The sequence below is a fragment of the Corynebacterium sp. HS2168-gen11 genome, from assembly GCF_024834075.1.
Taxonomy (GTDB): domain Bacteria; phylum Actinomycetota; class Actinomycetes; order Mycobacteriales; family Mycobacteriaceae; genus Corynebacterium.
The window spans coordinates 1-25,852 of sequence record NZ_JANUXR010000013.1; the positions used below are offsets into that span (position 1 = coordinate 1).

23 protein-coding genes are annotated in these 25,852 nt (G+C 51.6%); 14 read left to right on the top strand and 9 right to left on the bottom strand.

Translation table 11 applies throughout. The features are described from left to right. Positions 1 to 3,403, top strand: a 3,403-nt coding sequence (locus NXS99_RS08800; protein WP_259288306.1) for an LPXTG cell wall anchor domain-containing protein, incomplete at its 5' end; no start/stop codon positions are given. Positions 3,404 to 3,481: 78 nt separating this feature from the next. Here the strand turns inward: NXS99_RS08800 and NXS99_RS08805 are convergent. Together NXS99_RS08805 and NXS99_RS08810 are read right to left on the bottom strand one after the other, a co-directional pair. Next, complete coding sequence (locus tag NXS99_RS08805; protein WP_259288307.1) at positions 3,482 to 4,972, bottom strand: bifunctional ADP-dependent NAD(P)H-hydrate dehydratase/NAD(P)H-hydrate epimerase; 1,491 nt, start codon at positions 4,970 to 4,972, stop codon at positions 3,482 to 3,484. Positions 4,973 to 4,975: 3 nt separating this feature from the next. Continuing rightward, entirely contained in the window at positions 4,976 to 5,788 is an 813-nt protein-coding gene (locus tag NXS99_RS08810) for an Fpg/Nei family DNA glycosylase (RefSeq protein WP_259288308.1), read from the bottom strand. Positions 5,789 to 5,941: 153 nt separating this feature from the next. On the opposite strand from NXS99_RS08810, the gene NXS99_RS08815 reads away from it, so the two are divergent. Beyond that, the gene (locus NXS99_RS08815; protein ID WP_259288309.1) at positions 5,942 to 6,877 is read left to right on the top strand and encodes a rhodanese-related sulfurtransferase; all 936 of its coding nucleotides are present in this window, start codon (positions 5,942 to 5,944) and stop codon (positions 6,875 to 6,877) included. Positions 6,878 to 6,982: 105 nt separating this feature from the next. On the opposite strand, the gene NXS99_RS08820 is transcribed toward NXS99_RS08815, so the two are convergent. Genes NXS99_RS08820 through NXS99_RS08835 form a run of 4 tightly spaced genes read right to left on the bottom strand, consistent with a single transcriptional unit; the run spans position 6,983 to position 9,493 of the window. Further along, positions 6,983 to 7,861, bottom strand: coding sequence for an HAD family hydrolase (locus NXS99_RS08820; protein ID WP_259288310.1), 879 nt, complete (start codon positions 7,859 to 7,861; stop codon positions 6,983 to 6,985). 14 nt (positions 7,862 to 7,875) lie between these two features. Beyond that, positions 7,876 to 8,337, bottom strand: a complete 462-nt coding sequence (locus NXS99_RS08825) for a hypothetical protein (protein WP_259288311.1) — start codon at positions 8,335 to 8,337, stop codon at positions 7,876 to 7,878. A gap of 5 nt (positions 8,338 to 8,342) precedes the next feature. Next, a complete protein-coding gene (locus NXS99_RS08830; RefSeq protein ID WP_259288312.1) occupies positions 8,343 to 9,017 on the bottom strand; it encodes an SDR family oxidoreductase in 675 nt (224 codons plus the stop codon). 14 nt (positions 9,018 to 9,031) lie between these two features. Continuing rightward, positions 9,032 to 9,493 (bottom strand): MarR family winged helix-turn-helix transcriptional regulator, encoded by a 462-nt coding sequence (locus tag NXS99_RS08835; protein ID WP_259288313.1) that lies wholly within the window; start codon positions 9,491 to 9,493, stop codon positions 9,032 to 9,034. Positions 9,494 to 9,651: 158 nt separating this feature from the next. Here NXS99_RS08835 and NXS99_RS08840 point away from each other — a divergent pair, with 158 nt between their 5' ends. From NXS99_RS08840 to dnaB, 7 genes are all read left to right on the top strand, one after another. After that, complete coding sequence (locus NXS99_RS08840) at positions 9,652 to 10,017, top strand: DUF5318 domain-containing protein (protein ID WP_259288327.1); 366 nt, start codon at positions 9,652 to 9,654, stop codon at positions 10,015 to 10,017. A gap of 88 nt (positions 10,018 to 10,105) precedes the next feature. Beyond that, entirely contained in the window at positions 10,106 to 12,271 is a 2,166-nt protein-coding gene (locus tag NXS99_RS08845; protein ID WP_396124851.1) for a transglycosylase domain-containing protein, read from the top strand. Positions 12,272 to 12,586: 315 nt separating this feature from the next. Continuing rightward, positions 12,587 to 12,769: a hypothetical protein gene (locus NXS99_RS08850; protein ID WP_259288314.1), complete on the top strand. Its 183-nt coding sequence runs from the start codon at positions 12,587 to 12,589 to the stop codon at positions 12,767 to 12,769. Between the two features lie 567 nt (positions 12,770 to 13,336). Then, positions 13,337 to 13,624, top strand: a complete 288-nt coding sequence (gene rpsF / locus NXS99_RS08855; RefSeq protein WP_259288315.1) for a 30S ribosomal protein S6 — start codon at positions 13,337 to 13,339, stop codon at positions 13,622 to 13,624. Between the two features lie 166 nt (positions 13,625 to 13,790). Beyond that, positions 13,791 to 14,345, top strand: coding sequence for a single-stranded DNA-binding protein (locus tag NXS99_RS08860; protein WP_259288316.1), 555 nt, complete (start codon positions 13,791 to 13,793; stop codon positions 14,343 to 14,345). A gap of 144 nt (positions 14,346 to 14,489) precedes the next feature. Beyond that, entirely contained in the window at positions 14,490 to 14,942 is a 453-nt protein-coding gene (gene rplI / locus NXS99_RS08865) for a 50S ribosomal protein L9 (RefSeq protein ID WP_259288317.1), read from the top strand. 813 nt (positions 14,943 to 15,755) lie between these two features. Next, positions 15,756 to 17,321 carry a replicative DNA helicase gene (gene dnaB, locus NXS99_RS08870; RefSeq protein ID WP_259288318.1) on the top strand — a complete coding sequence of 522 codons (1,566 nt, stop codon included), beginning with the start codon at positions 15,756 to 15,758 and terminating at the stop codon, positions 17,319 to 17,321. Positions 17,322 to 17,512: 191 nt separating this feature from the next. Here the strand turns inward: dnaB and NXS99_RS08875 are convergent, their stop codons facing one another. Beyond that, entirely contained in the window at positions 17,513 to 19,867 is a 2,355-nt protein-coding gene (locus tag NXS99_RS08875; protein ID WP_259288319.1) for a cation-translocating P-type ATPase, read from the bottom strand. Between NXS99_RS08875 and NXS99_RS08880 the strand changes: the two genes are divergently transcribed. Beyond that, positions 19,866 to 20,036 carry a hypothetical protein gene (locus NXS99_RS08880; protein WP_259288320.1) on the top strand — a complete coding sequence of 57 codons (171 nt, stop codon included), beginning with the start codon at positions 19,866 to 19,868 and terminating at the stop codon, positions 20,034 to 20,036. The genes NXS99_RS08875 and NXS99_RS08880 overlap by 2 nt on opposite strands. An 85-nt stretch (positions 20,037 to 20,121) precedes the next feature. On the opposite strand, the gene NXS99_RS08885 is transcribed toward NXS99_RS08880, so the two are convergent. Next, the gene (locus tag NXS99_RS08885; RefSeq protein WP_259288321.1) at positions 20,122 to 20,331 is read right to left on the bottom strand and encodes a heavy-metal-associated domain-containing protein; all 210 of its coding nucleotides are present in this window, start codon (positions 20,329 to 20,331) and stop codon (positions 20,122 to 20,124) included. Between the two features lie 179 nt (positions 20,332 to 20,510). Here NXS99_RS08885 and trxA point away from each other — a divergent pair, with 179 nt between their 5' ends. Next, a complete protein-coding gene (gene trxA / locus NXS99_RS08890; RefSeq protein WP_259288322.1) occupies positions 20,511 to 20,885 on the top strand; it encodes a thioredoxin in 375 nt (124 codons plus the stop codon). A 322-nt stretch (positions 20,886 to 21,207) separates the two neighbouring features. On the opposite strand, the gene NXS99_RS08895 is transcribed toward trxA, so the two are convergent. Continuing rightward, positions 21,208 to 23,067, bottom strand: coding sequence for an NYN domain-containing protein (locus NXS99_RS08895; RefSeq protein ID WP_259288323.1), 1,860 nt, complete (start codon positions 23,065 to 23,067; stop codon positions 21,208 to 21,210). A 239-nt stretch (positions 23,068 to 23,306) separates the two neighbouring features. Here NXS99_RS08895 and NXS99_RS08900 point away from each other — a divergent pair, with 239 nt between their 5' ends. From NXS99_RS08900 to NXS99_RS08910, 3 genes are read left to right on the top strand one after another with little or no spacing between them, the layout of a single operon-like run. Further along, positions 23,307 to 23,693 carry a GntR family transcriptional regulator gene (locus NXS99_RS08900; RefSeq protein ID WP_259288324.1) on the top strand — a complete coding sequence of 129 codons (387 nt, stop codon included), beginning with the start codon at positions 23,307 to 23,309 and terminating at the stop codon, positions 23,691 to 23,693. Further along, positions 23,693 to 24,577 carry an ATP-binding cassette domain-containing protein gene (locus NXS99_RS08905; RefSeq protein ID WP_259288325.1) on the top strand — a complete coding sequence of 295 codons (885 nt, stop codon included), beginning with the start codon at positions 23,693 to 23,695 and terminating at the stop codon, positions 24,575 to 24,577. Before NXS99_RS08900 ends, NXS99_RS08905 begins: the two co-directional genes overlap by 1 nt. Then, entirely contained in the window at positions 24,577 to 25,695 is a 1,119-nt protein-coding gene (locus tag NXS99_RS08910) for a CENP-N/CHL4 family protein (RefSeq protein WP_259288326.1), read from the top strand. The genes NXS99_RS08905 and NXS99_RS08910 overlap by 1 nt, the downstream gene beginning before the upstream one ends. The last annotated feature ends 157 nt before the right edge of the window (positions 25,696 to 25,852 follow it).

Consider the following 25,852-nt stretch of genomic DNA (forward strand, 5'->3'; position numbering starts at 1 on the left):
TGCGGATCCAGATACATTCGGTTTCGTGAATCCTGATGATCCAACTGCTGATCCTGTGAAGTCGCTTAAGGTTCCTGGTGAGGGTACTTGGACTGTCAATCCTGATGGAACTGTGAAGTTTGAGCCACTACCAGAGTTCAAGGGCATTCCTAAGCCTGTTGGTATCGGTGCAAAGACCAAGGATGGTAAGAACCTTGTTACTCCTTCGACTGTGACGATCTTCCCAATCTTGACCTCTGTTGATGCGTTGGATAAGCCACAGACCTCGACTGATGATGGTGCTGGTGATGACACGCTTCCTCAGGACAAGCAGTTCCCTGCGTTGAAGGATAAGACTTTCACCGCTGCGTTTGATGATGGTTCGACCACGAAGACCACTGATCAAGGTGAGTTCGTTGTTGATCCTAAGACTGGTGTGGTGACGTTTACGCCAAAGACTGGTTTCGTTGGTGAAGCTCCTACTGTGACTGTTGTTGCTACCGCTGAGGATGGCACTGTTGCAAAGGCTAAGTACACCCCAACCGTACTGCCGAAGCTTGATCCTGCTGAGGAGTTCGCTAAGCCTGGTACCACGATTGAAAAGGTCACTGTTCCAGCACTTCCTGATGATGCGGATCCAGATACATTCGGTTTCGTGAATCCTGATGATCCAACTGCTGATCCTGTGAAGTCGCTTAAGGTTCCTGGTGAGGGTACTTGGACTGTCAATCCTGATGGAACTGTGAAGTTTGAGCCAGAACCAGAGTTCAAGGGTATTCCTAAGCCTGTTGGTATTGGTGCAAAGACCAAGGATGGCAAGAACCTTGTTACTCCTTCGACTGTCTCGATTTTCCCAATCTTGACGTCCATTGATGAACAAGATGTCCCTCAGTCTTCGGCTGATAATGGTGAAGGCGATAAGACGCTTCCTATCGTTGATCAGTTCCCAGCATTGAAGGATAAGAAGTTCAAGGCTACGTTCGAAGATGGTACGACCACCAAGGAAACTCCTGAAGGTACGTTCACTGTTAGCCCAACAACTGGTTTGGTTTCCTTCGATCCAAAGCCTGAATTCGTTGGTAAAGCTCCAACTGTAACGGTTGTTGCTACCGCTGAGGATGGCACTGTTGCAAAGGCTCAGTACACACCTACCGTTGTTCCACAGCTTTCTCCAGGTGAGAAGTTCGCTGTTCCTGGCACCACGATCGAAAGCGTCAAGGTCCCAGATCTTCCTGAGACTGCAGATCCTGCTACATTCGGTTTCGTGAATCCTGATGATCCAACCGCTGATCCTGTGAAGGAACTTAAGGTTCCTGGTGAGGGTACTTGGACTGTCAATCCTGACGGAACTGTGAAGTTTGAGCCAGAACCAGAGTTCAAGGGTATTCCTAAGCCAGTTGGTATCGGTGCAAAGACCAAGGATGGCGATCCTGTCACGCCTTCGACTGTGACGATCTTCCCAATCTTGACCTCCGTTGATGCATTGGATAAGCCACAGACCTCGACTGATGATGGTGCTGGTGACAAGACGCTTCCTAAGGAAGATCAGTTCCCTGGTTTGAAGGATAAGAAGTTCACTGCAACGCTTGACGGTGCTGACGCTGACGGTAAGGTTGTCGTCGCTGGTACAGGTGAATATACTGTCGATCCTGAAACTGGTGTGGTGACGTTTACACCTGAAAAGGGTTTTGTTGGTACTGCTCCAACTGTGACTGTTACCGCAACTGCTGAGGATGGTACGAAGGCTAAGGCTAAGTACACGCCAACTGTTTTGCCAAAGCTTGATCCTGCTGAGCAGTTCGCTGTTCCTGGTGAAACGATTGAAAGTGTCAAGGTTCCAGCGCTTCCTGATGCTGCGGATCCAGATACATTCGGTTTCGTGAATCCTGATGATCCAACCGCTGATCCTGTGAAGGAACTTAAGGTTCCTGGTGAGGGTACTTGGACTGTCAATCCTGATGGAACTGTGAAGTTTGTTCCAGAACCAGACTTCAAGGGTGTCCCAACTCCAGTTGGCATCACTGCGAAGACCAAGGATGGCGAACACCTCATCACTCCTTCGACTGTCTCGATTTTCCCAATCTTGACGTCTATTGATGAGCAAGACGTTATTCAGTCCTCGGCTGATAATGGTGAAGGCGATAAGACGCTTCCTATCGTTGATCAGTTCCCAGCATTGAAGGATAAGAAGTTCAAGGCTACGTTCGAAGATGGTACGACCACCAAGGAAACTCCTGAAGGTACGTTCACTGTTAGCCCAACAACTGGTTTGGTTTCCTTCGATCCAAAGCCTGAATTCGTTGGTACTGCTCCAACTGTGACTGTTGTTGCAACTGCTGAGGATGGTACCGTTGCAAAGGCTCAGTACACACCTACCGTTGTTCCACAGCTTTCTCCAGGTGAGAAGTTCGCTGTTCCTGGCACCACGATTCCAAGTATCAAGATTCCAGAACTTCCTGAGACTGCGGATCCAGATACGCTCGGTTTCATCGATCCTGCTAATCCAACTGCTGATCCTGTGAAGGAACTTAAGGTTCCTGGTGAGGGTACTTGGACTGTCAATCCTGACGGAACTGTGAAGTTTGAGCCAGAACCAGGCTTCAAGGGTATTCCAACTCCTGTTGGTATTGGTGCGAAGACCAAGGATGGCGATCCTGTCACACCTTCGACTGTGACGGTCTACCCAATCTTGACTTCGACTGATGAGCAAGGTAAGCCACAAACCTCTGTGGATAATGATGAAGGCGATAAGACGCTACCAATCGCTGACCAGTTCCCTGGTTTGAAGGATAAGAAGTTCACTGCAACGCTTGAAGGTGCTGACGCTGACGGTAAGGTTGTCGTCCCAGGTACTGGTGTATACACTGTCGATCCTGAAACTGGTGTGGTGACGTTCACGCCTGAAGATGATTTCGTCGGTACTGCTCCAACTGTGACTGTTGTTGCAACTGCTGAGGATGGTACGAAGGCTAAGGCTAAGTACACCCCAACCGTGCTGCCTAAGGACCCAACGGCTCCTGGTGGTTCCAGTGAGGTTCCTGGTTGGATCAAGAAGGTAATTCCGTTTACCCCATTGTTGCTGATCCCACTGCTTGGTGGTCTCCTTGGATCTTCCAGCACTCCTGTTGTTCCTGGTTCTTCGACCCCTGGTCAGCCTGTTGTTCCTGGTCAGCCTGGTACCCCAGCGCAGCCTGGAACTCCTGCGCAACCTGCTGCTCCTGCACAAAAGGGTGTAGCCAAGAAGGGTATTGCAAAGAAGGGCATTGCAAAGTCTGAATCTGCACCTGCTAAGGGTGTTGTGAAGGCTAACGGTCTTGCAAACACTGGTGTTTCCGGTGTGACCGCTGCGTTTGCACTTGCGATCATGGCCATGATTGCCGGCCTTGGTGTTCTCGTGCTACGTCGTAAGAAGGATTCCGAATAAATCGGTTAGCTTCTAACTACGCATAAGCGTGGGCTCGTGATGAATAATCATTACGAGCCCACGCTTTTCGTTTCCCACCTAATAACAGCTCTGTGCGATAGCCTGTGGCAGCGCAGTTGCTATGCTGTTGGCGGTTATTGGTGCTGGTCCCCCAGATGTCTGTGCCGCAATCCAGCCGGCCTTATTACAAATATCAACCGCATGCACAATGGCGTCATGGAAACTATCCTCACGCACATGCGCGCGAGCCAGCCATGCACCCATCACACCCGCCAGCACATCACCGCTTCCAGGAGTTGCCGCCCACGAATGCCCAGCATCAATACTGGTGATCGAGCTTCCCTCCGGCATATAGAGCTGTGTCTTTCTTCCTTTTAACACAATTATTGCCAGCAATGAATTCGCCAGAACTTGAGGATCTGCCACACCAAATGCTGCAAACTCGCCAGAATGTGGAGTCAATACTGTAACTGCCGTTCGTGCCCGCAGCTGTTGCTGAAGTTGTGGTGAACGCGCCAATATTCCGAGAGCAGCGGCGTCGCAAAGCAGCGGAATATCGCATGAAATTGCCTGTTCAAGCTGCCCTGATGTGCAGCCGCCCGGGCCAATAACAAGGCTGTGGCTGAGCCCATCTACGGTCACGACCTCTGGAATGGTGGCCAGGACCAGCTCGCGGACGGGGCCAAGATAGCGCACCATGCCGGAAGTCGCCTGCGCAGCGCCGCGACACACCAGCACCGCCGCGCCAGGATAATCCTGGCTGCCTGCGAAAATTGTGCACACACCGGTGGAGTACTTGTGGTCCCAAGCGCGCGGTTCGAGTTCCTGAATAAGGGGTGGGGTTGGCAGCGTGAACACCTTCGGCCCCACGATGCCACGCCCGCCTTCCGTGAACACCTGCGGCCCCGCAATACCTTCCCGCTGCACGGATTGCCAACCAGTGCCGATACTCTCCTGCTGCGCCAGATTCTCCCTGAGGCCAATATCTACCACATATACCTGGCCTACATATGCGCTGGTCAGGTGTACGCCACGTAAGCATCCAAAGGTTACGGTGATATCAGCGCGCACGTGTTCACCAAGCGGCTGACCTGTATCAGGGTCAAGACCGCTTGGAATATCCACCGCTAATACGCGTGCACCAGCGCGCCTGTATTGTTCCAGCCAGTCGGCAATATGCGGGTCGATGCCACAGCTTGCACCAAGGCCGGTGATGCCATCAACGATTAGGTCATAGTCACCCTGTGGATCAGTCACCCACGTACCGGTATACGCAGCCGTTGCACTCGGATGGGTCGTCCCGCGAACAGCCAGTGCCTCGGTATGAAGTCCCGCAGCCGCTACAATCGAGCCGGCATATAAGGCATCACCGCCATTGCCGCCGCTGCCAACCAGCAACAACACGCGCTGTCCTGCAGAAACCTCTCCCAGTATTACTTCCGAGAGTCCGCGTGCAGCTGTTTGCATTAAACCATCGGTCTCAACACGCTCGCGTTCCTTAATAAGGGGTTGTTCAGCGGCACGAATCGCGGCAGCTGAATAGGCTTGAAATAACCTTGTACTTGGCATGTGTTACTCCTGTTGGCAGGTTGGACACCAAAATAAATTACGTCCTTCGAGGCTGCGCGTTGCAATCGGGGTGCCGCATATATAACAAGGCTGGCCATGGCGTCGATACGTATACACCTCTCCCCCGTGATCGTCTTTACGCGGCGCGCGGCCCATCGCAGCCGGCGTATGCTCCTCCCGAACTGTGTCGATCCGGCCGGCATGCACACCGTCTTGCATCAGTGTGACTAAATCATCCCAGATGGCCTGCAGCTGGGCGTCGTCAAGCTGATTGCCAGCAGTTGTGGGCGAAATACCGAGGCGAAACAGGGTTTCTGCGCGATAAATATTGCCCACCCCGGCGAAAAGTTTTTGATCCATGAGCAACGAACCAATGCTGCGCGTTGATTTCCGCACTTTGGCAGCAATCGGTGCGAACTCGGCATCGCTGCGCAACGGATCTGCGCCCAGCTTTGCGACGGCACGCTGCATCTGCGTTTCATCAATTAATCGACACCACTGCGGGCCTCGCAAGTTCGCAGCCAGTGTGTTAGTCGCGATAGACAGCCTGATTTGGCCGCGCGTGGTGGAAGGTGGCTCAAAGGCCAGCGTGCCGATCAAGCCTAGGTGAATCCAGATGATGCGCTCGGGTTGCGGACCATCGAAGTATAGAAATAAATGTTTGCCAAAGGCCTCAGCACCGATGAACGGCTGGTGGTTGACGAGGGCAGCTTCGGCTGAAAAACGCCCTTGGGGAGATGTCACAGTAGGTGAAGTGCCTTGAAATTGCTGAATGAGATCGCGGGCAAGGCGATGGATAACGTGACCTTCGGGCATAGTTGCAAAGTGTAGTCAAAAAACCCGACAAGTGGTACGAGCTGTGCGCGGCAAAGTACCTGATCAACGCGGAATGAACATCGTGTTCACTTTGGCTTAAATCACGTTGCACAAGTTAGGTTGCGGTTGTAAAAGCGACTAGGCTTAAGAGCCATGAGCGTCGGAAAAATTCTTCTTTATTATAAGTTCACCCCAATTGCTGATCCGAAAGCAGTGATGCTGTGGCAGCGTGAATTGTGCGAGCTATTGGGCCTGAAGGGCCGCATTTTGATTTCAGAGCATGGCATTAATGGCACCGTCGGTGGTGACATGGAGGCCTGCAAGCGATATATCCGCAAGTTCCGCGAGTACCCAGGTTTCCGCGGCACCGAATTCAAGTGGTCCGAGGGTGGCGCAGAAGATTTCCCGAAGCTTTCGGTGAAAGTTCGCGATGAGATCGTTGCCTTTGGCGCACCGGGTGAGCTGAAAGTCGACGCGAAAGGTGTTATCGGCGGCGGCGTGCACTTGAAGCCAGAAGAAGTCAATAAGCTGGTGGAAGAGCGCGGCGATGAGGTTGTCTTCTTCGATGGCCGCAACGCCATGGAAGCCGAAATCGGTAAGTTCAAAAACGCGGTGGTTCCAGATGTCCGCACCACCCACGACTTCATTAAGGAACTTGAGTCCGGCAAGTATGACTGGATGAAAGACAAGCCAGTTATTTCCTACTGCACCGGCGGCATCCGTTGCGAGATTCTTTCCTCGCTCATGATCAATCGTGGCTTCAAAGAGGTCTACCAAATTGATGGCGGCATTGTCCGTTACGGCGAAAAGTTCGGCAACGAAGGCCTGTGGGAAGGCTCCCTCTACGTCTTTGACCGTCGTATGCACCTCGAGTTCGGCAATGGCACCAAGGATCCAGGCTTTATCCAGCTCGGACACTGCAAGTGCGGCAACCCGACCAACAAGTTTGAACACTGCGTCAACGAAGACGAGTGCCGCGAACTGGTCCTGATGTGCCCTGACTGCTACGCGAACGTAGAAACCAGGCACTGTGGCCGCCCAGACTGCGTGGAGATCGCGCACCAGGCAGCTGCCGAAGCAACCGCTTAAACGCATGGCAAACCCCTGTTCCTCAAGGAGCAGGGGTTACATTTTAGGCTTATCGACGCCGCCACCGTACCAGCATATACAGGTTACCGGTGCCGAGCAGCGTTGTTACCCTTGCATTGCCTTGCGCGCAATTAAAGTGAGTAACCCTTTAATCGTAATATCCAAGTGCGAACCTTCAGAATAATCTGCCGGAACCACGTAATTCGTACGTTCCTCTGCAATGAGTTTCTCGATTTTATTCTGCGTAGATGCTTTCGACCACTTGGCAAGATCGTAGACGGCGAGCGAATGGCCGCCTTGTTCTTTGACTAATTTCATGGACGGGATATCGGTGTCGCCGTCGCCAAGGAAAATCATGCGGCTAAATGGCATGGGGCGTTGGTTTGGTTCGATGAAGGCGTTGATCGCGGTAGAGTCCCAGTGATTACGAATACCTTTGTTGATTCGGAACAGCATCTGCGTTTTGGTGGTGTAATTGATTGCCTGGGTGGGCCAAAATTGCACGTGTTGCTGCGGGTAATAGCCATATTTGCAGCCAAAGACCCCCGTGAGGTGCTCATGAATGGCGCAGCCGCGGATCATCTCCTCAAGTCCTGATGAAATGACATAATGTTCGAGCTCTAGGCCCTTTTCGGCGGCGAACGCGTTGATTCGCGAGAACCAACTGGTCACCCCTTGAAAAAACGGGATCGTTGCGCCGAACTCCTGGAGTTTTTCGGGGAGTAACGCGCCGGGATTCTGTGCTGCTGCCTGTTCGGCAAGCATGCCGAGATACATTAAAATGCCGTCGGCGCGGTCGTGCTTGGTGCGGCGATTGCATTCTTCCCAAAAGGCTTGGGCATCGGTAATTCCCAACGCCGGCATGAGGCCGTGTTCGGCACAATTACCTTTGGCGAGTGTGCCGTCGAAATCATAGACCAGGGCGCACGTGAGAGGTGCTGTCTGTGCAGCTTGAAGCTGGGAATCAGCGCTCGAATCAGCCATACCGCAAAACTTCCTTAATGGCCGACGATCGACATCGGGAACGTCTCGACCATCCACAACATTGAAAACGGCACCAAGAACCAGAATGTTCCCATCCAAGGACGCCACCGCGTGTAATTCAAATATTTCCGGTACATGATCCAACCGCACCCCACGGTACTCAGAATCGGAACCAGCGAAGTTGCCGCTGGCCACCACAATTCTGCCTGCCGTGAGCAAATCCAGTACACGTCTCCGGCATCACACAATGGGCCACCTTGCGCACGCGCAACAAAAGCCAACAGCAGCGCCACGACGCCGGTCACAACTGGTGTGACTAACGCCCATAGAATCGCTTGTTTTGTCGACGCCCTGTTCGCTGCCGCTACAGCAACTGGATCTGGCGCATCGGCAAGCTCATCAAATGACTTAGGTTCAGGTCGGAATCGATTTGAGCGGTCTGCATCGGAACGCAAGTCATTTTCTGGATGTTCCACAACTTCTACCTCGGACGAAGAATCACATCAATTTGATAAGCATCAGCAGGTTGCTGCAACATCTCAACAATAGTGCGCGCCACAGTACCTGCCTGTAAATACTCCTTGGCAGTGTACTCCCCTTTTTCCTGAGCGCGAATTCTCCGCTGCATATGGGTAGCAATTCTGCCAGGATAGAGACTCGCAACCCGTATTTCGGGGGTTTCCTGACGCAACGCTTCACACCATGCGCGAGCAGCATGCTTAGAAGCGGAATACGCACCCCATTGAGGCGCAGTTGCCATACCCGCACCAGAGTTCACATAGACGACCTGTCCTGCAGCAGCTCGCAGTTGCGGCAGCAGCAGCTGAGTTAAGGTCACCGGCCCATAGAAATTAACATCCATATGCCACTTCCACTCCCCAAGAGGTTGATCGTGAGTGGAACCAAGGCGCGCCACACCGGCGCATAAAATCAATGCGTGAACTTCAGCTTCGGCAGCAAGTTGCGCAGGCAGAGTGATCTCAGTGCCAAAATCCGCGTGCCACCACTGCAGATGCGGATGATGCAGTTCAGCAATGGTGGTGTTGTACTGGGCGTAAACGAAGTAGCCAGCGTCGAGAAGCAATGTTGTAACGGCAAGCCCAACGCCTTGGCTTGCCCCTGTCACAACTGCTACTGGCAGAGATGATGATGACATGGCGTTGAGGATACTTAATTTTCGTTGTTTTTGAGGAACTCCGAGGTATAGGCGGCTGCGAGTTCTTCAATCACAGCGGCGGCGCGTTGAGTGTCGGCCAAATGTTCTGGTGACAACGTGGAGAGCATCTTTGCAAGAGCGTCAATGCGTTCTTCGCCAACGCGAGCAAGCTCCTGGCGGCCAAACTCAGTAAGGGCCACTTTCACGCCGCGACGATCGGATTCTTCTCGAATGCGTTCGATCATGCCGCGATTTTCTAATTGATGCAAAGCATTGGACGCGGTCGGCATCCGGATACCCTCAGCCTTTGCAATATGGCTAATACGTGACGGGCCGTCTTGTTCGAGGCGCGACATGATGGTTAATTGAGGGCCAGTAAGATCTGAATTTTCGCTCATCCGGAAATAAAGAACATACAATTGTGTGAGTGCCGGACGAATTTGGGCAGCAATTTCCTTATAAGCATCAGCAGTCATAGTTGTAGTCTAGCGTGTATATAAGAATTGCCAAATATTCCGCCAGATATATGCGCTATTGATAGCTAATTTCATATCAATCCGCATCTGTGTACTGCACTTACCTTGAGGTTTTGTGGTCAAGTCATAAAAATATGAAACAGACTAAACTGGGGAAAATGGTTGAGTTTTCTCGCACGATATCCCACAGATTGGAACGTGCTCAAGTATTGCGAGCGTGGCGTGCTGGTCGAAAGAAACGCGAAACGTTACAAGATGCCGATTTCTTGTTGCTCGCTGCTGCGCAGCATCATGGACGCTCAGTCGACCAGCCTTGTCCAATGTGCGAAAATCAAACACTGCGAGTGCTGCTTTGGGTATATGGTGAGGAACTTGGTCGAAAATCAGGAAGTGCGCGTTCTTTCGAGGAAATCGCACAGTATGCTAGAGAAGGTAGAACATTTAGTGTTCATACTGTAGAGGTATGTTCGACCTGTAAATGGAACCATTTATTGGAAGAAGCAACTGCAATGCCCTCGGCTTGAATATGGAATGAAACCAGCCGATGGAAACCATAGATGTTAGAGTGTTATCACCATAGCAACGCTTAATTGTTGAGGAATATAGAGTCCAGTGTCAAAGAACAACAACGCTTCCGTAAGCAGTGCCAATAAGGGTAAAAAACCTCGAAAGCGACATGCCGCAACCAAGAAGAAAAAATTTGGATGGATCAAGGGCACCATATTGGGCAGTCTCACGCTGCTGATTTTGGCTCCTGTGGTGGCTTTTTTAGTTGCCTACGCAAGTGTTGAGGTGCCACGGCCAGAAGAATTGGTGACGAAGCAAGTCTCCCAAATCTTTGCGTCTGATTCGCAAACCGAGCTGGCGAGAATCGTGCCTGCAGAGGGTAATCGTCGAGAAGTGAAGCTTCATGATATCGCTGAAGTGGCGCAACATGCTGTCTTGGCTGCTGAGGATCGCAAGTTCTATACCAACTCTGGTTTCAGCTTCACAGGGTTTGGGCGCGCGATTCTTGGGCAGATTACTGGCAATAGTTCTGCTGGTGGCGGCTCGACGATTACCCAACAGTATGTGAAGAACATGGTGGTTGGTAATGACTATTCCTATAAGCGCAAAGCACGCGAATTGGTGTACTCGGTCAAGATGGCGCGTGAATGGTCCAAGGAGCAGGTGCTAGAGGCGTATTTGAACACCATTTACTTTGGACGCAGTGCCTATGGTATCGACGCAGCAGCACATGCCTATTTTGGTGTTGGTGCCAAGGACCTTAACGCGGCACAATCTGCAGTGTTAGCGGCTGCTATTCAGCGTCCAAGTGAGCTTGACCCTTGGATTAATCCGGAAGAATCTCAACAACGCTGGGGATATGTGCTCGACGGCATGGTCGAAGAAGGCTGGTTGAGTGCGGAAGAACGTCAGCAAATGGTGTATCCAGAAACCATTGACCCTGCTTTGAACCGTGGGTATTCGGAAGCTGAAGGTACCAACGGCTTGATTAAGCAGCGAGTGATTGAGGAGCTGGCTGAAAAAGGTATTACGGAACAAGATGTTGAGACGTTGGGCTTAAGTATTACCACCACGATTGATCCGCAAGTGCAGCGCGAAATGGTGGCTGTGATTAACGAGAAGATGGCAAATCAGCCTGAAAACCTGCGCACTGCGGCGGTCTCGGTCGATCCAGCAACGGGTGCGATTCGCGGCTATTTTGGCGGTCATGATCCTAATGGTTGGGACTACGCCAATGCTGGTTATCAAACTGGATCGACATTCAAGATTTTCGGCTATGCAGCGGCATTGCAGCAAGGCATTTCTCCGGATACCTATATTTCCGATAGCGCGTACAAACTGTCGAATGATGCGATCGTTGACGCAGGTGACTGCGGTGGATGTACCATTGCAGAATCTTTGAAGCGTTCTTTGAACACGCCGTTCTTACGACTGGAGATGGAACATCTGGAAAATACCACGCAAGATGTCGCGGATATGGCGCATGCCCTTGGCGTCGCAAAGTCTATTCCTGGAACTGAACACACGCTCTCGGAAAACGGCGGAGCGCCATATGAAGGTGTGGTGCTGGGTCAGTATCTTTCCCGTCCAATTGATATGGCGCATGCGCTGGCAACCTTGGCAAACCAAGGTGTGTGGCATGAGGCGTATTTCGTGGAAAAAGTCGAAACCGCTGAAGGCGAAGTCCTCTACACCCACGCACAAGATCCAGGTCAGCGACGGGTTGCAGAAGTTGTTGCCGCCAATACGCTCAAGGCCATGTACCCGATCGCAGCCTGGTCGAACAACAACATTCTTGCCGAAGGTCGCCAATCGGCAGCCAAGACTGGTACGCAGCAGCTTGGCGATTCTGGCCTGAATAAAGATGCCTGGATGATCGGTGCAACTCCACAGCTGGCAACCGCAGTATGGGTTGGCACGGATGACTCGTCTCCATTATTGACAGCTGAAGGCGCCTCCATTTACGGCTCCGGCCTGCCGTCAACATTGTGGAAGAACATAATGGATCGCAGCCTGGCGGGCCAAGAAGTGAAAGACTTCCCAGAAGTACGCACATTACCGCATGCTGCAACTGTATATAACCCGTATGTGTATTACGCACCAAACGTAGGAACCACACCAGACCAAGGCACAACCGAAGACGTGATAGATCCAGTCGTCCCTGTGCCAGAAGAAGGAGCTCCGGCACCTGTGCCAGCTCCAGCACCTGTGCCAGAAGCACCACAAACAATTGGTGATGCTGTCGAGGAGTTCTTCAACCAATTCCAATAACAGCACTGCCATGAGCACCCAGACAATTCTTGTGTGGGTGCTTTGTGTATACGCGCTTGACGACGCCGCCACCGGTAATGCTGGACGGGAACAGTGAGAAATCTCTGGTAGTGAGATGCATCAGCGATGCGTTTTGCGATGGTGAAACATGCTGGAGTGGGCAAGTGGCGGTACGCAATGGTGCGTGCGTGTGCGTGGGCATACGGTGGCGCGTGCGTGGGCAGATGTGGAGGCTTGCATGACCTGCATACAGTGCGCGCATGATGGCAGCTGGTTTAGAATATGCCTAACGCACATGTGATGGAAGGACAAACGATGACCCCTGCAGTTCTTGCAACAATGCTGAGTGTCGGTATTGGCTTTTTACTTTTCGGTGGTTCGTTTGCGGCCTTTATGTTGGAAAAAGATCGTCGCCTTGTCTGGACACTGTTTAGTATCGCGATCGTATTTATTACTGTCATTCCAGTGACGCTAGCGGTCGTCGTATCTGCGACGTAACGTGTGATTTCCTTTGCAGCCGGTAGTTCCTATGCGCTGCTGGTGTGACATTTGAACGCGGGGTTATTTGGCAGCGATGTTGTTTGAGAGTAGTGCGAGTGGCAGCGACGCTCTTTAAGTGCGGTGGTACCGCGCCGGGTACAGTCGAGTGAACTCTCGTATAGCGGCGATCAACGCTGTCGGTAAGAGTCGCAGTGTCAGCATTTCCGCAGTTGAAAGCGAGTATAGAAGCAATAAAAAGATGCAATCGCGTTCGTCAATGTTGTTTGCGTGTGCTTCTTAAAACCTATTGCGTAGATATGCAAGCAAGGCACTAGACAATAAGGGTGCATGCTCGAAAATAGTGACAGTGTTTGCGCGCCAAGATCCAAAGTTGCCCTCGTGATTCAGAACTTACAGTGATGTAATTTGGTGGAGTACGACACACCAAGGGGCAAAAGAATCGACTTTTTGCAGGAGATGGGGTATCTTTGTGAGGTTGCTGACGCAACAAGACCCTCCTGCCACATCCAACCGGATGCGGCCGAAAACATTCAAATTACAAGACCATAGGAGGTGATGAGGTCCGTGCGTCACTACGAAGTTATGATCATTCTGGATCCTACCCAGGATGAACGCACCGTTGCCCCGTCCCTAGACAAGTTCCTTGAGATCGTTCGCAAGGAAAACGGCACCGTGGATAAGGTTGACATCTGGGGTAAGCGCCGCTTGGCCTACCCAATCGCAAAGAAGGACGAAGGCATTTATGCACTCGTAAACCTGACTTGTGAGTCCGCTACCGTTCAGGAGCTCGACCGTGTCCTGAATCTGAACGATGGTGTTCTGCGTACCAAGGTTGTTCGCGGCGATAAGTAAGAAGTTTTGCTCGGTGTCTGTACCGGCAGCGTAGGAATACGCGAAGGCTATGAACATCGCAGCAGCATTTCACACTTATCGAAGCTTATCCTTGATATCACGCGTGACGAATTCATCTTTAAGACTTCACCGTTATTATCCCGCGCAGAAATGAAAGGTAATCACCATGGCACAGGGAGACGTCAATATCACAGTGGTTGGCAACGTTGTTGCTGATCCAGAGCTACGCTTTACCCCAACGGGTGCGGCTGTAGCGACCTTCCGAGTCGCTTCTACACCACGACGCTATGATGCACAATCAGGCCAGTGGGTAGATGGTGAAGCTATGTTTTTAAGCTGCAACATTTGGCGTCAAGCTGCCGAGAACGTCGCGAGTTCCCTGACAAAGGGTATGCGAGTGATCGTGACTGGCCGTTTACGTCAACGTTCCTACGAAACCCGTGAGGGCGAAAAGCGAACAGTGATGGAGCTTGAGGTCGACGAGGTCGGCCCATCTTTACGCTATGCAACCGCAACTGTGAACCGCACTCCTCGTGAAGGCGGCTATGCAGGCGGTTCACCAAGTGGTAACGCTGGTGGAAGTTTCGGTGGCGGTTTTAACCGTGGCGCAAACCAAGGTGGACACGCAGGCGGCCAAGATTCGGCTCCTGTCAATGATCCATGGGGTAGCGCACCAACCGTTGGTGGATTCGGTGGCGGAGATACAGAACCTCCGTTCTAACCTTCATCAGTGAGAACGTGTGTTCTTTGCCAATATTGGCACTCACGCCTTACGAAAAGAAAACCTAAGCACAGATATTCAATCTTTTATTAGAGGATCGCTCAACGAGCACTTCTAATAGTACAACCACGAAAGGCAGGGATCATGAAGCTGATCCTCACCGCCGCTGTTGAAAACCTCGGTGTCCCTGGTGACATTGTTGAGGTTAAGGACGGCTACGGACGTAACTTACTGCTTCCTCGCGGCTTGGCTATTGTAGCTACCCGCGGTGCTGAGAAGCAGATTGAGGGCATTAAACGTGCCCAAGAGGCTCGCGCGATTCGCGACCTCGACCACGCTCACGAAGTAAAGGCACAGTTGGCAGCACTTGAGGGTGTTTCCGTTGCTGTGCGCACCTCTGAGAAGGGTAAGATCTTCGGTTCGGTTTCGGCTGAAGATATTGCTGCGGCTGTGAAGGCAGCTGGTGGCCCTAACTTGGATAAGCGTTCCATCGTATTGCCAAAGGGCTTGGTAAAGTCCACCGGTGCATACAAAGTAGACGTGAAGCTGCATTCTACGATTGTAGCTACAGTTAACTTCGAGGTCGTTGCTGCCTAATTTTTAGGTGAACAGCAAGCAACGACGGCTACACCTGTAGCCCAACGACAACAGCATAAAACGAGGTTTCCACCGTTCAATTTTTGAAGAGGAGGAGGCCTCGTTTTTTATATGCCAAATTGCAGCAACACAATTGCTGGAGTTATGGATGGGCATACACAAAAATGTTGAAAACTGCACAGATTTTGGCGCTTAATTTTGTGAAATTCCACAAGACTTTTTCCGTTTGAGATAGTTATAGGAAACTGTTGTAGCAACCTGTGGATAACTTTGTGCAGTTCACGGCAATAAAGCGAAAAATGAGTCAGAATCATGAAAAATCCGCGTTGTCAAACATCGTGGTAGGACAAGTTTTCCACTGTTTTTCACAATAATCCACAGCCTACTCAGCCTTCTGACCTGCATGTTTACGAAACTTATAAAAGTTATACCCAAAAATTCCACAAGTTACTCACAACTTTCCGCCACTTGTGCGTTCAAATTCCACAGTTTTCCACAAGCCCTGTGGATAACTTTCCCAAACTATGCTGTGCATCACTAAAATTTGAGTGGCTGTGCTTATCAATGCGCATGCAAACTCTGCACCGTCAGGCCCACCGTCGAAGCGTCGAAAAGCATACGCGTAACAGGGCAGTACACACGCATAGGAGATGCCGCGACACATCGTAGTAAGAAAATTGGTAATAAACATGAATTTCGGTGGAAAACGCTTACGACCTCAAGTATGGTAGCTATGCAACGATCACATATACAGCTGCGCACCGAAATCGTACGAAGCTGCTGAACTCGCAGGTAACAAGGAGAATAACGAAGATGTCTGATTCCTATGAAGCTGCCAGCTTCGCCGATAGTGACGATGATCTCACGCCAGCGCTACCGCCTGTGCAGGGAACAGCTGTGCCAGCGCCTGCATTTGACGATTTCGACCTTTCGAGTCTTCCGATCCCTGAGCCGCCTGCAGACGACGATCTGCCACCTGTAGGTGCCAAGAGCGCCAAGAGTGGATGGAATCGTGGCGGGCAGCAGCATACTGGTCAACGACCAGCTGGATTGGACTATCGTCAACCGCCGCACGATAGCGACGCGGAAAAAGGCGTGCTTGGTGCACTGTTGTTGAGTCCGCATCTCGTGATTGATGTAATTGAGCTCTTAGCACCTGAAGATTTCTATCATATCCACCACCAGCTGATTTATTCGGCCATTATTGATCTGTTTGCCGATAATAAAGAGATTGATCCGGTGATTGTTTCAGCGCAGCTGGATCGTAATAATGATCTTGAGCGCGTGGGTGGACCTACCTATTTGCACACCTTGATTTCCTCGGTGCCAACAGCGGCAAATGCGAAATACTATGCCGAAATTGTCGCGGAAAAAAGTGTGTTGCGTCGTCTTGTGGAAGCTGGCACGAAGATTGTGCAGCTCGGGTATGAGGGCACCGAGCAGGCGATGCTTGAAACTATCATCGATATGGCGCAGCAGTCGGTGTTTAGTATTTCTCAGACCAATAAGGGTCAAGATTATGCAGCGTTAGCTGATATTTTGCAGCCGACGATGGATGAGATTGACGCTATTGCGGAAAATGGTGGTCTTGCGCGTGGTGTGCCGACTGGTTTTCATGATCTGGATTACTACACCAACGGCTTGCATGGTGGCCAGATGATTATTATCGCAGCACGTCCTGGTGTGGGTAAATCGACGCTGGCCTTGGACTTCGTGCGACACTGTACGGTCCGAGAAAATAAAGCTGCAGTGATTTTCTCGCTGGAAATGTCCAAAAGTGAGATCGTCATGCGTATGTTATCGGCTGAAACTGAAATTAAACTTGCGGATATGCGCGCAGGACGCCTGACCGACGATGACTGGGTGAAGCTTGCGAACAGAGTTGGCCAACTTGAAAACGTGCCACTATTTATCGACGATTCTGCGAATCTCACCATGATGGAGATTCGCTCGAAGGCGCGCAAACTCAAACAACAGCACGATATTCAACTTATTGTTGTCGACTACCTGCAGCTGATGAGCTCGGGGCGACGCACGGAATCACGTCAGCAGGAAGTCTCGGAGTTCTCTCGTAACATGAAACTGCTGGCAAAAGAGCTCGACGTACCATTAATTGCTATCTCGCAGCTGAACCGTGGTCCAGAATCTCGTACCGATAAGCGACCACAGGTTGCAGACCTTCGTGAATCTGGTTCCTTGGAGCAAGACGCCGATATGGTTATGCTGATTTACCGTCCAGACTCTCAAGGTGAAGAAACCGAGCGTGCTGGTGAAGCAGATATTATCTTGGCGAAGCACCGTGGTGGACCATTGGGCACAATTACGGTGAGTAATCAGCTGCACTTCTCGCGATTTAAAGATATGGGCCGCGCGCTGTAGTCGTGGTAGGCGGTGGCATGGCGACGATGTGGTGAAGGTCCACGCTTGCAGCTCGCACCTCGCTTCATAGCATCCGTCTGCCTACGCGATACGGATAACGTGCTAGCCGGTAAGCGTCGCAAAGTAGCGGCGATGACGAGACACGTAAGCTGCTGCCACCGCCAAGCACTCGCACATTGCGACGCATCAGGTTACGCAGATGCGAGAGTTGGTGAAAACTTGCGTAAACGCAGGGAGTTCGACACCACGAACACCGATGAAAACGCCATCGCGGCACCGGCAATCATAGGATTGAGCAATCCAACTGCGGCGACCGGAATCAGCACCACGTTATAGGCAAACGCCCAAAATAGGTTCAGCTGAATGGTCCGCAAGGTTGAACGCGACAGGCGAATCGCATCAACAATTCCGAGTGGATTCGAGTGCATCACCGTAATATCACTTGCCTCAATTGCAATATCCGTGCCGGCACCCATCGCAATACCCAAATCAGCCTGTGCCAACGCGGCGGCATCATTGACACCATCACCAACCATCGCCACAGTCTCGCCTGCCTCCTGCAGTTGGGCAATCACTGCTGCCTTCTGTGCCGGCAACACCCCAGCTCTGATCGACTCGGTAGCAATTCCGACCTCTCGCGCCACCGCTTGTGCTGCATACTGATTATCACCAGTGACCAGCAACGGCCGTAAGCCCAGCGCTTGCAGCTTTGCGACGGCTTGCGCTGCATGTTCGCGAGGCTGATCAGTCACCGCGATCATGCCAATCGGACGCTCATCACACAAGACCGCAACAGCAGTCGCACCCAGTTCCTGCTCAGCTTGTGATATTGCCGCCGCGATCGTTTGACCTTGTTGAGATTCAAGGCTAGCGTCAGGAAGCTTGCCCACCTGGATGCGAAGGTTATCAACCACACCTGTCACGTTGGTGCCAGGTGTGCTGGAAAACTCTTGCGCTGGGGCAAGTGGTCGAGTTTCGATGTCGTGATAATGCGTCACAATCGCGCGTGCCACAGGATGCTCAGAGGCCGCTTCTACACACGCTGCCAGGTACAGCACCTCTTGTGGATTATTATCAGGAGCATAGATCCGAGCAACATTCATATTGGCTTGAGTTAAGGTGCCAGTTTTATCAAGCACAATGGTGCTGATCTTTCGGGTCTGTTCAAGCACGTTTGGACCCTTGAGCAGCAAACCAACCTGAGACCCGCGACCGCTACCCACTAGCAACGCTGTAGGAGTCGCTAATCCCAATGCACATGGACATGCAATGATTAACACTGCCACTGCTGCGGTAAACGCGTCGGTGATGCTACTGCCAAGCACATACACATGCCCAAGCAGTGTAAGCAAGGAAATCGCCATCACAATAGGAACAAAGACCTGCGCAATTGCATCAGCTAGTTTTTGCACTGGTGCTTTTTGTGCTTGGGCATCAGTGACAAGTTTGGTCAGCTGGGCAAGCACCGTTTGGGAGCCAACTTTTTTTGCCTCAATAATGAGCCGGCCAACGGTATTCATCGTGGCACCATAGACAGCATCGCCAACGGTTTTATCAACTGGCAAGGATTCACCTGTCAGCATTGATTCGTCGAGAGCAGAATGCCCTGCCAGAATCACACCATCAGTTGGAATCTTCGCGCCGGGACGAACCACACAGCGATCACCAATGCTTACCGCAGCAAGCGGAACTTCGACCTCAACATCGTCACGAATGACGATCGCAGTTTTCGCGTGTAGATCCAATAAGGCACGCAACGCCTGGGAACTGCGTCCTTTGGCGCGCGTTTCAAACCAACGTCCCAACAGCAAGAACACCACCACCATTGCAGTGGATTCCAAATAAATATGATCGCCGCTGTGATGCGCATGGCCTGTGAAGCTCATGCTCATGCGCCAGGAGTTTGCACCTGCTGTACCGAAAAAGAGCGCCCAAGTACTCCATGCGTAGGCTGCAAAAGTTCCTAATGATACCAAGGTATCCATCGTAAAAGCCCCGTGGCGCAGGTTGGAGACTGCAGCGGTATGAAACGGTTTACCGCCGTAGAAAAACACTGGTCCAACTAGGGCGAAGCTGAGCCATTGCCAATTATCAAACTGCAGAGCAGGGATCATCGACATTGCCAGTACTGGAAGCGATAACACGGTGGAAATAATGAGACGCTTGCGTAAGTCTTCAGCGTGGCGTTCGCGAGCCTGGTCAGTGCGCTGAGAAGGATGATGTGCATCCGCTGCGGTGTTGGTTAATAGCTGTTCTGTTGCACTTGTTGCGGGTGCATCTGGGTTGAGATCATCCTCGGCGGTTGTGTGCGTTGCTGGTTGAAGGGCAAAACCGTCGTAGCCGGCATCGCGAATGACTTGCAGCAGACGTGGGGGATCAATACGTGTCGGATCGTAGTGAACAGTGGCAGTTTCAGTTGCGAAATTAACGGTTGCTTCCACACCTTCGAGTTTGTTGAGCTTGCGTTGCACACGTCCTGAACACGAAGTGCAAGTCATGCCGGTGATACCAAAGTCGATCTCGGAAAACGAGAGATTGGTAGACATGGTATGTTCCTTTCGTTGGTGGTTGCAGCCTGAAGTTGCGTCGCAAAGCTGTGTGCGCTGGGCTGGAGAGGCAGGAGGCTCGTGCACGGCCGAGCTCGACGACCCCGATACCGAAGCGCTCGACGACCCCGATCGCGCCTTAAGCGCCACTTCAGAAACTAGCCACTGATAGGGGTGAGGTGGGGCAGATGCGAAAAACTCCCCAAGTGTTGCACGAACACATAGGGGAGATCATCACAGTTGGAGGCACACGATTATGACTGCTCAGAAGCCAGGCTAAAACCTGCCTCCACAATGGCGGCTTCGATCTGTGCATCGGTGAAGTCCCCACCGGTAACCGTGACGCGACCGGTGGCTAAATCTACCTCCACGCCTTGCGTTCCAGGCAACTCATTGAGTTCTTCGGTGACAGAAGCAACGCAGTGCTGACAGGTCATACCAGCTACATAATAAGTTTTTGTCATGGGGTTTCCTTTCAAATAATAACGGTTCGATGCGTGGAGTACTTGCGCTCAATTCTAAACAAAAAGTGCGAAAACAACAGTGTGGGAATAATTCTTGCGCGAAGTTGTTATACAGTTAAGAGCATTATTTCTTATTAAGAGATGTATGACTATTCACTCACAACAAAGGAGATAGAACTATGGCATTGGTAAATGTTACCGAAGATACTTTCCAGGCAACCGTCGAGGCTGAAGGCATTACATTAGTGGACTGCTGGGCTACCTGGTGTGGTCCTTGCCGTTCCTTCCTGCCAATTTACGAAAAGGCAGCAGAGCAGCACGAAGACCTGACCTTCGCGAAGCTGAACACCGAGGAGAACCAGGGTCTGGCTGCTGCACTGCAGATCATGTCGATCCCAACGTTGATGGTTTTCCGCGATGGCGTTTTGGTTTACCGTGAGGCCGGCGCACTTCCGGCCGCAGCACTTGAGGACCTCATCAGCCAGGTTCGCGCGCTGGACATGGACGACGTTCGCCGCCAGATCGCAGAAGCACAGCAGAACAACGAAGCTTAATTCCTTTCCTGCAAAACGCCTTGGTCACAACAACTGACCGAGGCGTTTTCTTGTTTCCCCGAAGCTTGACGACGCTCTCCAGTGCCTTCATCCTTGTCGCATATCGGTGGTGTCTCGCCAGTGTTGCGTGGAGAGGAAACACCACAAACAACGGAGAGAGCTACGGGTAAGACTTAGCTTGCATGGCGTGGTGCGAGCTCCAACACCGTTGAGCCGCGTGCGAGGCTGCTCAAACGCGCTGGATACGCGCGCAGGGCTGCACACTGTACCGCACTGCCCAAGTGCGCACCGCCTGCGTATCGCTCACCCGCGCGCCGGGTCTTTAAGAATTGTGCAACAGCACGCCACGAATACCAGAGTGGAAACCATCACGAAGATTCACGCGTTGTACCTCCGTCAAGGTGTATTCGTGCAGCGTCTCGCATGCAAACTGCAGCAGTGGACGATCAATTTCTGGTGGTAAACCGCCTCCGGACAGCAGATGAGCAGAATCGCGTTGCTCTGAAGTTGCGGCGTTCTCATACCACCAAATTGCATATTGCTGACCCACATCAAATGGGGTAAGCGCACCTGCAGAGGTCCAGACTTCATGTGGAAGTGGCACATAGCGAGAGCGAAGCTTCCGTCGCGGTGCCATCATCGAAGGATTCGGTGCTGGTCGTTTTGCGGAAATATCCGCTGGCGACGGCGTACTTGGCTTCGCATCTGCAGAGGTGGCAGCTGCTGCAGATACCGATTCATCCGTAGCCTCAGCCGTGGATTCAGCGGAAACTGACTCATGCTTAGCCTCAGCAGACGCTGATGCATCCGTGGCCTCAACAGTAGCGGTCTCAACAGTTGCTGCTTCCACTGCAGGAGTAGGCGATGTTGGTACGGCAGTCACTTCCGCATGATGTTTCGTGGTCGATGGCGTAGAACTCTGAGAACATGGTGTTGCTGCAGGATATGCCACGGTTGGCTGCGATGCCGGCGTTGGTGCGTGGTTATCTGATTCCACAACTGTTGCGGCAGCACTACCGGCTGTTTCTACTGGAACTGTGTCAGTGGAGGAATATTCAATATGTTCTTTCACCGAGACCGAGCGGCCAGCTTCTGTCACGTGTGCAACTGAAGTGCTCGTGACTGTAATAGAACGAATCGGTTTGGCACACTCACATTGATCTGCAGTGGGCCGCACTTCTGGAACAATCAATGGTTCGTCGCGATTTGCTGGTGTTGAAGTGCGCAATTCTGGCTGTGCTTGAGCCACCGTAGCAGGGCTTGCAGCCTGTGGTTGATACTGCTGCGCCGCATTGGCAATCACGCGGTGTTGTTCACTACTGCGCTGTGCTGGCTCGGTTGCATAATCAGCAGTGGTTCGTGCTGGATGCGGCTGTTCTTGTACTGAAACAATCGAAGATTCGAGAGCTTCTTCAGTACCAGAACCGGAAGCTCGATTCTCAATTTCGGCATCACTTGGTTCATCAGCTGCTCGGAAATCACCGCTTGGCAAATGCCGCTGATCAAGTTTAATTGCTCCACGTGATTCATCACTGGCTTCGTCGCAAAGGCTCGCGTCGGCGGCTTGCGCTGCGCTGGTGACATCCTCGTCACAAACATTATCGTCATCGATATGGATGCGCGGTGGCAGTGGCCCTTCGAGTACCTGCAGCTGCATACAATCTTCAAAGTCCATGCGCGGATCCAAAATTACCGTCGAATCACAAGCATGACGCAGCGCAGAACTGGTGGAATCCCAGCTGAAACCATAGAGGTGCACACGAATGCCATGATTGACCGCCTCTTGGACGCCAGGGATCATATCGGCATCGCCGGATACCAAAACAATGTCAGTAACTTCCCGACGAACTGCGGTTAATACCATGTCCGCAACCAGACGCGTATCCACGGCTTTTTGCGTGCGACGATCGCCCCATTCAATCAATTGACCAGCGCGAAGTTGCACGCCATCACAGGTACGCAGCGCTCGCTGGTAACGATGTGGGCCAGTTTCAGGAATGCCGTCATACCAAAATTGTCGATACACCGGCTGATTAAGCTGCTGCTGCACCATCGTACCTAAGACGCGCACAACCTCGGGTAAATCAATTTCTAACTGTGCTCGCGCACCGGTTTCCCACGAGTTATAAAAGCTTGCAAGTAAATAAGAAGTATCGACAAAAATATGTGTGCGTTCGAGCATGGCAGGTTGGATATCTTTCAGTTCTAAAGTTTATTGCGTAAATATATTTCTTCCTAGTTTGCCTTATTTATGGCATCAAGTCGATGCAGTTTTCAAAGTCCCTGCTTAAATACCATTTTCCACACCGAATATGCGAGGTAAAGAAAAGAAAATGGTCGCCTATAATCCTTGACAACCTTCTCGTAGGTGCTATGGTTAGTTGCATAAGTAACCAACTAACGCGCCCAGGAGATTGAGACGTGGACGAACAAGCCGCTCCGCTGTATCGCCAAATCGCAGCGCTTATCGAAGATTCCATCATGGATTATTCCCTCAAGCCCGGCGACCAGGTACCAAGCACGAACGAACTTGCTGCCTTCCACTCCATCAATCCCGCCACCGCTCGTAAGGGCCTGGCCTTACTCCATGAAGCAAATATCGTGGAAAAACGACGCGGCCTGGGCATGTTTGTGACTCCACTTGCTCGAGAAATTATTGTGCAGCGTCGCCAAGAAAGCTTTGCGGCGGATTACCTCGCCCCGCTTATTGACGAAGCCGTCAAACTCGAGTTCAGCCGCGCCCACCTGCACGAATTGCTTGACCGGGTGGCTGAAAGCCGTGGACTCTATCACGAAAAGGACCAATAATGCAGCAACCAATCATTGCCCTTGACAATCTCCGTACGCATTATGGCAAACAGCAGATCTTCCAAGGCCTGAACCTTACACTGCAGCCTGGCATGATTCATGGTCTGATCGGAGCAAATGGCGAAGGTAAAACCACGCTTATGCGCGTGTTAGCTGGTCAGTTGAATTATCAAGGCAGCGCCAAAGTGTTTGGCCATGACCCTTTCGATAATCAAGAGGTGCTCGACCGTGTGGTCTTTATGGGCATTGATGTGCCACTCCCTGAGCAATGGACGCTGCAAAAAATCTTAAATATTGGCAAAATGCGCTGGCCAAACTGGGATGAAGCCATTGCCGAAGACGTAATTACCCGACTGCGACTCCCCCACGGCAAAAGTTACAAAACGCTCTCCCGCGGTCAGCGTTCTGCGGTGGGTGTGGTATTGGCCTTGGCGTCGCAAAGCGAGCTTGTGCTTTTCGACGAGCCGTACCTCGGCTTTGACCTCTCTGTACGGGAGCAATTCTTTGCACTGTTGCGTGAGCACAATACGGGTGAGCGAACGTTTGTACTTTCCACGCACCACATCACGGAAGCTGAAAATAGTCTGGACGCACTTACCCTGTTAAGTGGTGGAAAAGTGATGCTGAACAGCGAAATCGCGCAACTTGAAGACCGCTTCTTTACCCTGACCGGTACCGCAGCGGCAGTCAATAAATTATCCGAGCAAGTGCAATTCCGTGCCCGTCATACTCAAGAACAGGCTGGTTATTGCAACTTTATTGTCGATATGCACGAGTGTGCCGATAGTGCCCAGGCCTTCATGACGCATGCTCGGGCCTGCAATCTCACAATCGCGCAGACACCGATCGAAGACATTGTGAAACTGTATATGGAGCGCAACTGATGACCACGCAATCAACTGCACCACTTCGATTTGCCACGTGCTTCCGCATGACACTGCACTGGTGGCAACCTTTATTGCTCTGCGGATTGATCGCCGGCAGCACGCTGCTTGTTGTCCTGAATGATTCCATTTTGGGGCAATGGGGTATTCGAGAGGTGCTCAATACGGCAATTCTCTACTTAATTTTAGGAGGCTTCTTTTACTACAGCCTCGGGTCGACTCCTGAACTTTGGCGTGCGTACGCTATTCAAACTCGTATGGCTTACCGAGTGCTTGCGTGGAAATATGCGATGGCACTGTTGCTCGTCGTCGGCGCGCAGCTTGCAGCCCTTATATGGACAGATCCGACCTTTGATACATGGCTGACCATAGCAATTGGCACAGTTATTTATGTCCTCATCGCGATTGCAGGTATTGCGGAAGTTCCAACCGACTTTAGCCACGATATTTCCAAATCTCTCGACGAAGCTGACTCAAATACAGCTGCTTTACGACGCGACTCGTTGAAGGTTTCCAAGAAGATCAGCAATCGCATGTTGTCTGGGATTGTTGCAGTAGTGCTGCTTGCAGTGGCCTTAGCATTGCTCACTGGATCGCAGCTGCTGAACCAGACGGTCGCATGGATAAGCGAGCATTCACCAGTATTTAGCATCCTTGTCGTCATTATTCTCAGTGATCGTAGCTCTGACACTGAGTTGCGTACGTGGCTGACGTTTGGATACTCGCGGCGCGAATACGCATCACGCATACTTCATGGTGAATATTGGAGTGCAATTATCGTAGGTCTTTGTTGTGTGATTGGCCTGAACTTTTTGCAGATCTCGAATGTTGAAATACCAGCAACCTGGAACACAGCGCAAATGGAACTACTGGGTTTGGTGCCGCTTGTAGCGCCATTAATCTTCACACTTTTCCACCTCCGTCCACTTTATGCAGTGATCAGTGTGCTGGTTATTAGTCCGGCAGTGTTGTTGTCCTATGTGTCTGTAGAAGATCAGCCATACGAATTCATCGTGCAAATGTTTGTATTGCCGGTATGCATCATTGGATTGTGGTGGTGGCTCACACCGATCATTGTGCGCCATGCACACGTCTTTCAGCTGAGGAAGTTGAATTAGGCCAACAGATAACATTCAAATTTAAGCTGTTTACCTGCGGATTTGTGTAGTTGTGCAAAGGTGTGTAACTTTATGTGAGTCGCCGCGACCGACAGCGCCCCTCGAAAGAGAGATTGGCGAGAGGAAAACAAGCGGGACGAATAATCACCAGTTTTCA